12 protein-coding genes and 1 tRNA gene are annotated in these 10,362 nt (G+C 51.6%); 6 read left to right on the top strand and 7 right to left on the bottom strand.

Features of this window, described 5'->3' with window-relative positions; translation table 11 throughout:
* Positions 1-24 precede the first annotated feature (24 nt).
* The 7 genes from ACZ52Z_RS06665 to ACZ52Z_RS06635 form a co-directional block, all read right to left on the bottom strand.
* Positions 25-1,407 (bottom strand): TIGR03013 family XrtA/PEP-CTERM system glycosyltransferase, encoded by a 1,383-nt coding sequence (locus tag ACZ52Z_RS06665; RefSeq protein ID WP_464269970.1) that lies wholly within the window; start codon positions 1,405-1,407, stop codon positions 25-27.
* Between the two features lie 99 nt (positions 1,408-1,506).
* On the bottom strand, positions 1,507-2,097 hold the full coding sequence (locus ACZ52Z_RS06660; RefSeq protein WP_464269969.1) for a Maf family protein: 591 nt from the start codon (positions 2,095-2,097) through the stop codon (positions 1,507-1,509).
* 24 nt (positions 2,098-2,121) lie between these two features.
* Complete coding sequence (truA, locus tag ACZ52Z_RS06655; protein ID WP_464269968.1) at positions 2,122-2,904, bottom strand: tRNA pseudouridine(38-40) synthase TruA; 783 nt, start codon at positions 2,902-2,904, stop codon at positions 2,122-2,124.
* Positions 2,904-3,944, bottom strand: a complete 1,041-nt coding sequence (gene argC / locus ACZ52Z_RS06650) for an N-acetyl-gamma-glutamyl-phosphate reductase (protein ID WP_464269967.1) — start codon at positions 3,942-3,944, stop codon at positions 2,904-2,906. The genes truA and argC overlap by 1 nt, the downstream gene beginning before the upstream one ends.
* A gap of 134 nt (positions 3,945-4,078) precedes the next feature.
* Positions 4,079-4,471: a 30S ribosomal protein S9 gene (rpsI, locus tag ACZ52Z_RS06645; RefSeq protein WP_464269966.1), complete on the bottom strand. Its 393-nt coding sequence runs from the start codon at positions 4,469-4,471 to the stop codon at positions 4,079-4,081.
* A 14-nt stretch (positions 4,472-4,485) separates the two neighbouring features.
* Positions 4,486-4,914 carry a 50S ribosomal protein L13 gene (rplM, locus tag ACZ52Z_RS06640; protein WP_464269965.1) on the bottom strand — a complete coding sequence of 143 codons (429 nt, stop codon included), beginning with the start codon at positions 4,912-4,914 and terminating at the stop codon, positions 4,486-4,488.
* A 63-nt stretch (positions 4,915-4,977) separates the two neighbouring features.
* A tRNA-Gly gene (locus tag ACZ52Z_RS06635) sits at positions 4,978-5,052 on the bottom strand.
* 288 nt (positions 5,053-5,340) lie between these two features.
* Here ACZ52Z_RS06635 and hisB point away from each other — a divergent pair.
* From hisB to ACZ52Z_RS06605, 6 genes are read left to right on the top strand one after another with little or no spacing between them, the layout of a single operon-like run.
* The gene (gene hisB / locus ACZ52Z_RS06630; RefSeq protein ID WP_464269964.1) at positions 5,341-5,940 is read left to right on the top strand and encodes an imidazoleglycerol-phosphate dehydratase HisB; all 600 of its coding nucleotides are present in this window, start codon (positions 5,341-5,343) and stop codon (positions 5,938-5,940) included.
* Between the two features lie 33 nt (positions 5,941-5,973).
* Positions 5,974-6,615: a hypothetical protein gene (locus ACZ52Z_RS06625; protein WP_464269963.1), complete on the top strand. Its 642-nt coding sequence runs from the start codon at positions 5,974-5,976 to the stop codon at positions 6,613-6,615.
* A gap of 27 nt (positions 6,616-6,642) precedes the next feature.
* Positions 6,643-7,404: a tRNA lysidine(34) synthetase gene (locus tag ACZ52Z_RS06620; RefSeq protein ID WP_464269962.1), complete on the top strand. Its 762-nt coding sequence runs from the start codon at positions 6,643-6,645 to the stop codon at positions 7,402-7,404.
* On the top strand, positions 7,401-8,282 hold the full coding sequence (locus ACZ52Z_RS06615; protein ID WP_464269961.1) for a damage-control phosphatase ARMT1 family protein: 882 nt from the start codon (positions 7,401-7,403) through the stop codon (positions 8,280-8,282). The genes ACZ52Z_RS06620 and ACZ52Z_RS06615 overlap by 4 nt, the downstream gene beginning before the upstream one ends.
* A gap of 11 nt (positions 8,283-8,293) precedes the next feature.
* Positions 8,294-9,031, top strand: coding sequence for a metallophosphoesterase family protein (locus ACZ52Z_RS06610; protein ID WP_464269960.1), 738 nt, complete (start codon positions 8,294-8,296; stop codon positions 9,029-9,031).
* A 4-nt stretch (positions 9,032-9,035) separates the two neighbouring features.
* Complete coding sequence (locus tag ACZ52Z_RS06605; protein WP_464269959.1) at positions 9,036-10,358, top strand: protein kinase domain-containing protein; 1,323 nt, start codon at positions 9,036-9,038, stop codon at positions 10,356-10,358.
* Positions 10,359-10,362 lie beyond the last annotated feature (4 nt).

Raw genomic sequence — 10,362 nt, 5'->3', positions numbered from 1 at the left:
GAGAGGACGGGAATGAGAACAGGTCTAACGGGAACCTCTTTGGAAGAGGACTGTTTTTATGGTCCTGAAGACTATCAGCAAGTCCAAAAATATGGATTGGTTTTTGATGTAATAGAGGTCATATTCAAGTTTTCGCAAGGCGTCCTCCTCAGAGGCGCCGTAAGGATAGCAGACCTGTGCCCAGCCGGTTATCCCGGGCTTGACCGAGTGGCGGAGGGAATAATAGGGAATACAAGCTGTCAGTTGTTCGACAAATACAGGCCGTTCCGGCCGTGGGCCGACAAAACTCATCTCCCCCTTGAGCACGTTCCACATTTGCGGTATCTCGTCGATTCTGACCTTGCGTATGAGACCGCCAACCTTGGTCACGCGGCTGTCGTTTTGGCTTGCCCAGACCGCACCGCCTTTTTCAGCATCATTGCGCATGGAACGGAATTTGACCACCTTGAATGTTTTTCCACGTTCACAGACACGTTCCTGCAGGTAAAAGATTGGCCCTGGTGATTCCAGTTTGATAAGCAGGGCGGTAATCGCGCACACCGGCAGGGTGAGTAAAAGGCCGATCACTGATAGAAAGAGGTCGTTAAATCGTTTACAGATATATGCGACCTTGCCTTTGTCGAATCCTTGAGAAAATATGAGCCAGGCCGGGTTTACCTTTTCGACAAGTATCTTGCCGGTTAGGCTCTCAAAAAAGGAGATACCTTCTTCTATTGGGGTCCCTTGCAGTTTGTACTGGAGGAGATCGGGGATAGGCATCTTACCACGGCGGTCGCCAAGAGCAACCACAATTCGTTCGATCCGGCTGGTCAGGTTAAGGGAGTTGAGTGCATCGAGGTCCGGGAGAAGCGGTATATTTCCGATGGGGAATGTTGGCTCCTTTGAGCTAACAAAGGCAAGAACAGTAAAACCGCAATCCTGATGGGATTCGATCTCATGGAAAATTTTTTTAGCGGTTTCCCCTGCGCCAATGATAACAATTTCCCTTGAAAAAAGTTTCCTGGCTATAATCCTATAGTACAGTACCCTCCATGAGAGGATTTCCACACAGATAATAACGTAACAGCACCAGAAAATTTTTGAGGAAATGATGAGCGAGGGAAAAACAAAATAGAGCATTCCGAGTACAATGCAGCCGACGCCGAAAGACTGCATCATTCTGATCGCCGTATCCATAGTCGTGCCAGGTTTACGGAGATCGTAGAGGTCAAAAAAATAGAGCGAGCACTGAAAGACAATGGTAACGACTCCTGCCCGGATAAGGTCCTCTACCAGTTCAAGCAGAAAAATTCTCCAACCGGAAAATGCCAGGTAGACAAACAGAAATGTACTGAAGATGAGCAGTCCTTCCCCAAGGAAAAAAATAATTTTTCTTACAGGGTAGTACTTGTTAAGAATCGTTGGCATGGCAGCATAGTGGCAGTGCAAGAAGAAGAATAATCGAGACTATTCTGTAGAGTAGCATACTCGAGAGGGAAGTCAAGCCGCCAGGAAATCAGGTAAGGGTTATTTTGTTGCTAAAAGGTTGTGCTGTAACAGGACCTTTACCAGCTCGGCCATGGGAAGACCGACAACGTTACTATAGGAGCCCTCTATGGACGCCACCAAAAATCCGCCCAACGATTGAATGCCATACCCGCCGGCCTTATCCAGAGGATCGCCGGTAGCAACGTATGCCTTGAGCACAGCATCGCTATAGTCGGCAAAATGGACAAGGGTGGAAACGGAAAAGGTGTGGGTGATCTCACGTGCTCGGTGCAGGACAGCCACACCGGTTATGACAGTATGAGGTGTGTTGCGGAGTTGCTGGAGAAAGGCCAGGGCTTCGGCAGGTGTAGAAGGTTTACCAAGAATGGACGTTCCCTGGACGACAATAGTATCTGCTCCAATGACGCAGGCATTGGCATGGCTGGCACCAATTGCTGCTGCCTTCTCCTCTGCCAGGCGCACTGCAAAGTCATCTGCTGCCTCCAGGGGCAGAGGAATCTCACTGATGGCTGCCGGGATACAGTCAAAAGAAATTCCCAGGCTGGCAAGGTAGGTCTGTCTTCGGGGAGAGGCTGAAGCGAGGATAACGGGAGTGAGTTGGGTGAACACAGGGTGTCTCCATGGTGAAACCTGTTAAACGACAAAAAGCCGGTCATAGTATATTTTTTCCAGGAACAAGCCATGAGCCGGTGCAGTTAGCCCAGCTGCTTTACGGTCACGCGCGTCTATAATCATGGTCATAGTCGATGGGGATCGCTTTCCCTGCCCTATTTCAATGAGCGTGCCGGCAAGAATACGAACCATTTGGCGCAAGAAACCATCACCGGTAATACTGATCGACCAGTGGTGTGGTTGACACGATCGGCGGATACAGGCGGCTTTATGGATGGTTCGCACCGCTCCGCGACCCTCAGTATTAGTCTTATCTCTGCTACCCACCCGTTCAAAACTTGAAAAATCGTGGGTGCCTTCAAGGGCAGCGAGGGGCTCTTCAATGAGGTGGTGATCAAAAGGGCCGGGGAAATGAGCACAATAGAGTCTTGAAGCGGGGTGTTGAATGGCCCCGGTAAAGAAGTCATATCGGTAGGTTTTTCCCAGTGCACTGAAACGGCTGTGAAAATGGCGCCCTTCTTCCATGGCCTCGAGTATACGAATATCTCCGGGAAGCATGGAGTTAAGGCCATGGCAAAAAGCAGTGAGCGGAATGGGCTGTTCCAGGTGGAAATGGGCGACCATCTCTTCTGCGTGGACCCCGGCATCGGTGCGGCCAGCGCCGTGGAGTGTGATCTCCTGTTTGCAGAGCAGGTTGAGCTTTTTTTCGATCATCCCCTGGACCGTAACATCCTTTCGCTGACGCTGCCATCCATGGTAGGCGGTACCGTCAAAAGCTATATGCAGGCGAATCGTCCTGGACATCAGGGGAAAAAAGGAGCATGCATTAACCCGCAATTTTCTGCAAACCCATTCATCAGGTTCATATTCTGGATGGCTTGTCCGGAGGCGCCTTTGACAATATTGTCGATTGCCGACATAACAATGACCCGGTTTGTTCGCCGGTCAACCTGGACCCCGATGTCGCAGCAGTTGGAGCCGCGTACGTGCTGGGTGGCAGGCGCCATGCCGGAGGGCAGTAGACGGACAAACGGCTCCTGAGCGTAGGCGGACTCGTAGAGGTGCTGGAGGTCTGCAGATGATGCCCGTTCGCTGAGGTTGGCGTACACGGTACTGAGAATACCGCGGGACAGGGGAAGCAGGTGCGGAGTGAAGGAAATGGTAACCTCTGTCTCGGCAAGCAGGGATAGTTCCTGTTCGATTTCCGGAATGTGGCGATGGGCCCCTCCCACTTTATAGGGCCGAAAGCCGTCGGCCACTTCACAGAAAAGCGTACTCACACTGGCGGCTCTTCCTGCGCCGGAAGTTCCGGACTTGGAGTCAATTATCAGACTTTCGGTATCAACCAGCTTTTCTCGTAGGAGCGGAGCAAGTGCAAGAATCACGGAAGTTGGGTAGCAGCCAGGATTTGCGGTTAACTGACTGGTTGCGATGTTTTTTCGGTAAAGCTCGGGGAGACCATAAACCGCATCCTGCAGCAGGTGCTTGCTGGAGTGTTCCTGGTACCACTGTTCGTACACCTCTGCGTCGCGAATGCGATAGTCTGCACTGAGGTCGACAACCTTTTTCCCTGCGGAAAGCAGCTCCGGTACCAGGTCCATGGCTGTTTTGTGGGGGACAGCGGTAAAGAAAAAATCGGCACGATCGATGAGTTGATCGATGGCGAGGTTTTCACACCGGATATCTATGCGCTCCCTCAGATTGGGGAAGACGTCTGCGAGCATCTGCCCGGCATATTTCCTGGAGGTGGCGGCAGTCACCTTGACTTCAGGGTGCGTTGCAAGAATTCGGGCGAGTTCAACACCTGTGTATCCTGAGGCACCAACTATTCCGACGTTCAGCATATTTTTCCCTCCGATGAAAATCCTGTGCTTCCTTGTTTTTTTCACAAAAAAAAGGGAGTAACGAAGAATTCGTTACTCCCTGCGGTCCGATACGCCATGGAGGCGCTAATGGCAGTAAGCTGCTCCGATACTGATCAACGTTTGGAGAACTGAAAGCGGGCTCGGGCTCCGCGCTGGCCATATTTCTTTCGTTCCTTGGCGCGAGGGTCACGGGTAAGCAGTCCCGCCTTTTTCAGGGGGATACGCATTTCCGGATCCCTTTCCTGCAATGCCCGCGCAATGCCGTGTACCAGCGCGTCCACCTGGGCTGATTTTCCCCCGCCTTTGACCGTCGCCTGGATATCAAATTTTTCCAGGGTTTCGGTTACCGCAAAGGGTTTGGCAATTTTGGGCTCGTAGTAGATGTTGCCGAAATAATCCACCAGAGGCATATTATTGACCGCCATATTGCCAGTACCAGGGGTGATCCAGACTCTGGCGACAGCGGTTTTCCTTTTACCGGTTGCGTAAGTTTTATCCTGCGACATGATATATGCTCCAATCAGATCTCAAGGGGTTCAGGCTGTTGGGCCTCATGAGGGTGCTCAGGTCCGGTGTAAACCTTCAACTTTTTCATTTGTGCACGACCGAGCTTGTTTTTAGGTAACATGCCTTTGACTGCCATGCGAATAAGTTCTTCAGGTTTTTTTGTCAGCAGCTCCTTAGCTGTCTGCGACTTGATTCCACCAACGTACCCGGTGTGGCGATAGTATTTTTTATCGTCCCATTTGTTTCCGGTCAGATGAATTTTGTCGGCGTTGATAACAATTACGAAATCACCATTATCCTGAAAATTGCAGAAAGTGGGTTTATGCTTTCCGCGCAGGCGGCTGGCGATCTCTGTGGCAACACGTCCCAGAACTTTACCGTCAACATCAACAACATGCCACTGACGGGAGATTTCCTTGACCGGCGTATAATAAGTCTTCATTAATGGCGCCTCGCAATTTAACAAAAAAAGGTTCGAACGGTGGTCCGAACCTTAAAAAATAACTGGAGCGGGAAACGAGATTCGAACTCGCGACTTCAACCTTGGCAAGGTTACACTCTACCACTGAGTTATTCCCGCTCGCTAAGTTGTATTCAGTAGACAGCGGGCGAATTTAACCGATTTTTCGGTGGGGTGTCAATGAAAAAAAACGGGTGCTGAAAAAAATGTTACAAATCGAAACCACTGAAAACCTCTCAATTCCCAGCAACAACTCTTGCGCATCTGGTCGAAGCGGAATAGTATAACGCTGTTTTGAGACAAAAGGCAACGACCTGAAAATATACCCTATTTTTCTTCAAGAAAAGAGAAAGTGGTTGTTTGTCTGTATAAATATGTAACGGGTGCCGTATACACCAGGAGCGCACAATGCCCATGCCGCCTACACGATCAGCCGAAATAGTTCGGGCTACCAAAGAAACAGATATTCAGCTTTCGCTGGAACTTGACGGCGCCGGAAAGGTAGACATACATACAGGGGTTGGATTTATGGACCACATGCTGACCCTTTTCGGTGTCCATGGTTTTTTTAACCTCACGCTTCGTGCGAAAGGAGATCTGGAGGTGGACGATCACCATACGGTTGAGGACATAGGCATTTGCCTTGGACAGGCTCTGGCGCACTCCCTGGGGGATAAAGTCGGTATCAGCAGGTATGGGCATGCCTATGTGCCCATGGATGAGACCCTTGCGCGGGTCTGCGTTGATGTGTCCAATCGGCCGTTTCTCGTGTACAATGTCGTGGTAGAAGATCGCAAAGTCGGAACCTTTGATACTGCCTTGGCTAAGGAATTCTTGCGGGCGTTTTCACTGCACGCCGGGTTAACACTTCATGTCGATTTACTGCATGGTGAAAATACCCATCATATTTTAGAAGCGATTTTTAAGGCGCTGGGACGAGCCATTGCCCAGGCAGTTCACCTTGACCCTCGGGTATCGGGTCAATTGTCATCCAAAGGTCTGCTCTAGCATCACCGGTTATCGACCACAAAGGAGGGAAATGTGATTCCATTTGTCAAATGTTTTACCGCAGTCTGCGTGATAACGGTCTTCTTGAGTTGCGGCTGCACCAAGAAACAGGATACACCGGTCATACCGCGCGATCCGAACGTTGCGATTTCCTGCATCGGTGTCATGCCCGTCCAGCCGGAGATTAATTATGAAAGCTCTGTTTCGTTTGCTCTGGCCAAGCAGCTCAAAGAGGGCGCAGCAATCATGGATAGACTGCTGAGAAAACGGTTTGCCGGGAATCCTGAATTTCGTTTTGCCTCTGCGGCTCAATCCTATGGTCTGGAGAACCAGACAACCCATGGTTCGCTTGAACAGCTGCAGCAGGTGGCTGGGCAGTTAAGCTGTGATGCTATCCTTGAGGCACGCATTAGTCGGTTTTCTGACCGGATCGGAGGGGAATACACCGCCAAGGAACCAGCTGCGGTCGCTTTTGAGTATCGCCTGGTTGAAGTGAGGGAAGGAAGGGTGCTGTGCCAGGGAACCTTTGACGAAATGCAGCAATCATTGATGGAGAATATCTATAATTGGAACCGGGCTAAAAGTCGTGGGTTCACCTGGATTACTGCTGAAGAGCTGCTGACGGAAGGGGTAGATGAAAAATTTGCCCAGTGTTCCTATCTTTCAACTCCCTGAGCAATAGGGCAAGGCTGCGGGAAGAGAGTGGCGCTCACCAAGGCAATGAACCGGAAAATTGGCCGTGCCATGCATGACTACCGCATGCTGGCTGATAAGGATCGAGTGCTTATAGGCGTTTCCGGCGGCATGGACTCCCTTGCCCTTGCCTGGGTACTTAGCCAGTGGGTAAAAAAAACGCCTATAGACTTCGAGATGACCGCTATCCATATCGATATGGATGGGAGCAGCGGTCCGGGGCAAAGCGCTCATGCTGTCAGTCGACTCATGGCAGAACTGGAAATGCCGTTAATTGTGTTACCTGCTGCATGGAAGCCAGCACCAGCAGAGAAGAACCTGTCCGGGGACACTAGCAAAGACATCTGTTTTCGGTGTGCCCGGTCGCGAAGGACCCAGATGTTTGCCTATGCTCGTGATCACGCATTTACCACCCTGGCGCTGGGCCATCACCGCGATGATATACTCGAAACCTTTTTTCTCAATCTGACCTGCGCCGGTAATATCAGCACCATGCGGCCACGACAGGACCTGTTTTCAGGGCGCCTTGCGGTTATACGGCCCCTCGCTTACTGTGATAAGGATGAGGTCAACCTTCTTGGGGAAACATTGGGGCTTGAACCAGTGGATGCGGCCTGTCCCTTGGCAGGAAATACCCGGCGACAGGAGGTGCATGAACTCATGGATTCAATATACAGGCGTCTTCCGGGTTCCAAAGAACATATTTTTGCCGCACTTGGCAATGTTCGCCAGGATTATCTTCTCCTTCCCCCCTCCAAGAGGTCTGAATGAATACTGGAAATGACTGCTATGCCTGTTTCATGCAGCAAGCATTGAATACGGTGAAATTGAGCACTTGTGACCAGCATCTTCAACGACAGATACTGGTTAAGGTGGGCGGTATGCTCGGCTCATTTCCTCACCGTTCGGCTCCTCCGGTAAATGCCGCGCATTATTACCGCCTGATCGCTGCCATGACCGGAAACGATGACCCGTATGCAGCCATAAAAAAACAGAGCAATGAGTACGCGCTTTCACTGGAAAGTGCAGCTGCTGAAGCAATCGAGAGGGCAGGGGACCCGCTGCTCTCCGCCCTTCAATTCGCTATCGGCGCCAATGTGCTCGACAACGGGGCGCAGAAACAGCTGGACGTGGAAGCCACTCTCGCGCGGTGTCAGCAGCAGCCGTTTGCGATCAATCATTATCCTCAACTTCGCAAGCGGCTTATTCCGGGAAAAAAAGTTTTGCTTTTGGCCGATAATTGCGGGGAAATCGTGTTTGACAAGCTGTTAGTTCTTCAGCTCTCTGCCATAGGGTGTGAAGTGACGGTCGCGGTCCGCGGCATGCCCACCATCAATGATGCCACCGTTGCAGATGCAGCCTTCTGCGGTATGAATGCCCATTGTCGGGTTATTGACAACGGAGCAGATATTCCCGGAACCTCGCTTGCCCACTGTTCGCCCCAATTCCTGGAGTATTTCCGAGGAGCGGATTGGATCTTAAGCAAAGGGATGGGCAATTTCGAGTGCCTGTCCCAGGCCAGTGCGCCTGTCACGTTCCTTTTTACCGTTAAATGCTCCACAGTACTGCGTCATCTCCAGAGTGCCTATCCCGAGGCATCACTGGAGGTGGGATCGGCGGTAGTCGTGGATGGGCCGGTTCACGGGTAACTCCAGGACCAATGCGCATTGCAGTCTTATCTGATATCCACGGTAACTACAGGGCTCTTGAGGCTGTTCTTTCCGACTTGGATACACTGAAGGTTGACAGCATCGTTTCACTTGGCGATAACATCGGTTATGGTCCGGAACCGGAAGAGGTGGTTCGGGCTCTGCGTGAAAGACAGGTCCTCTCCGTGATGGGCAACCATGAGCTTGGGTTGATTTCCGTGGGGTATTATCATCGGCTGAACCCTGGTCCTCGTGAATCACTTGATCTGACCAGGAAATTGCTGTCGCCCTCCTCCATGAACTGGTTGAGCAACCTCCCGGCTGTCTTGCTAGTGCACGGGGGCCGTTTCGTCCACGGCAGCCCTCCCGAATCGATTACCACGTATTTGTTTTCCCCCTCAGGCAATCGGCTTCGGCGACTATTCGCCGGGTATTCGGAAACCTACTGTTTTGCCGGTCATACCCATACCCTTGCCTGGTATATTCTTCGACAAGACGGCCGGTTGGAGAGACGGCAGCCGCAGATCGGGATTGTTCATGCTGGTGGCCCTGCCGACAGGCATCTGCTGCTTCCCGGCAGTGTAGGACAACCTCGCGATCGACTGAGTAATAAGGCCAAATACTGTATATGGGATACTGAAACGCAGGAAATCGAAATTCGGGCTGTTGGCTATGACGTGGAGACCACCATCCGACTTCTCGGCGAGCGAGGTTTTCCAGTATCTAATGCCAGGAGACTCCAATGGTGAATGTATGCGCAAGATAGGTCGGTATGAAATCATCCGCCGTCTGGGAAAAGGCGGGATGGGGGCCGTGTACAAGGGGATCGTGCCCGAGATTGACAAGGTGGTGGCAATTAAATTACTTGCTCCCTCCGAGGTCATGGAGGATATTCTCGGCTATGAACAGTTGCGCGCCATTTTCCTGGCTGAGGCCCGCACCATGGCCTCCTTTCACCAGCCCTTTTTAGTGACAGCTCATGACTATGCTGAAGATGAAAAGGGACGCCCTTTTTTCGTCATGGAGTATATCTGCAAAAACCTTGGCGAGATGATTGGTGAAAAATTTCAAGTAGAGAAAGACTCGCGGGTTATCGATGCCCGGAAGGTTCTGCATTATGGCCGCCAGCTCCTCAGCGCACTTGCTTTTCTGCACTACAATCACATTATACATCGCGATATCAAGCCGCAAAATATACTTGTCACCGATGAGGATACGATTAAGCTCTGTGACTTCGGCATGGCCCTTGTGGACGGCGTGGCGTTCTGCGGGCCGGCAAATATGCAGATCGGTTCTCCTTACTACACCCCGCCAGAACAGCGAACCGACCCGTTGGGTGTAGACGGCAGAGCTGACCTCTACTCGGCCGCTGTACTGCTTTATCGGATGTTGACCGGCAAACTTCCGGGCATGCAGAGTTTTTCCTTGTCTATGGTGAATCCACAGTATGATCATCACTGGGATGATTTTTTTTCCACTGCACTGAGTTGGGACCGCAAGGCCCGTTTTCAATCAGCTGAAGACATGCTTGCCGCCATGGAGCAACTCCAGATCAGACCGCCGCGCAGTCCTCGGCTTGAAGCCTGCGACACCTCGGTAAAGGCGCCTCCGGTCCGATTGCGCAGTGAGCCGATAAATGTCTGCAGCTCCAAGGCCGATAAAGCCTTTGAGGTTAATTCGCAGTGGCGGTCCCTGCATCCCATGACGACCTGTTTGCGGATTGAACCCCGCTATCTTGTTGATGAGGCGACGGGGCTCCTCTGGATGCGTCACCTGCCGCCCTATCCACTCTCTCTGCAGCAGGCGGAGGAGTATATCGCCCAGCTTGTCCGAGAGCAGCAGGAACAGGAGTGGCGACTGCCCACAGTCAATGAGCTGCTTAGCTTGTTTGATGAGCAGCATGTGCTTCATCCGTTTCCTTTTACTCCGGACAATGCGCGATGGGTGTGGAGCTGCGATCGACATGGCAATCACGAAGGATGGTACGTCAATCTGGAAATGGGCTATGCTGGTATCCAGGACATCAGTTGTCTGAACTATATTGTTCCGGTGGCTTCGAAAACTGTCGACCGATAAGCAA

The sequence above is a fragment of the Desulfogranum aggregans genome (genome assembly GCF_055398265.1).
Note: the sequence above shows the minus strand (reverse complement) of the source record. Positions and strands in the feature narration are given on the sequence as shown.

Bases quoted from the DNA above. Each gene is read 5' to 3' on its own strand.
- truA (WP_464269968.1), bottom strand. From the start codon at position 2,904: ATGTCCAGGACGATTCGCCTGCATATAGCTTTTGACGGTACCGCCTAC.
- hisB (WP_464269964.1), top strand. From the start codon at position 5,341: ATGCCCATGCCGCCTACACGATCAGCCGAAATAGTTCGGGCTACCAAA.
- ACZ52Z_RS06665 (WP_464269970.1), bottom strand. From the start codon at position 1,407: ATGCCAACGATTCTTAACAAGTACTACCCTGTAAGAAAAATTATTTTT.
- rpsI (WP_464269966.1), bottom strand. From the start codon at position 4,471: ATGTCGCAGGATAAAACTTACGCAACCGGTAAAAGGAAAACCGCTGTC.
- ACZ52Z_RS06610 (WP_464269960.1), top strand. From the start codon at position 8,294: ATGCGCATTGCAGTCTTATCTGATATCCACGGTAACTACAGGGCTCTT.
- argC (WP_464269967.1), bottom strand. From the start codon at position 3,944: ATGCTGAACGTCGGAATAGTTGGTGCCTCAGGATACACAGGTGTTGAA.
- ACZ52Z_RS06605 (WP_464269959.1), top strand. From the start codon at position 9,036: ATGCGCAAGATAGGTCGGTATGAAATCATCCGCCGTCTGGGAAAAGGC.
- ACZ52Z_RS06615 (WP_464269961.1), top strand. From the start codon at position 7,401: ATGAATACTGGAAATGACTGCTATGCCTGTTTCATGCAGCAAGCATTG.
- rplM (WP_464269965.1), bottom strand. From the start codon at position 4,914: ATGAAGACTTATTATACGCCGGTCAAGGAAATCTCCCGTCAGTGGCAT.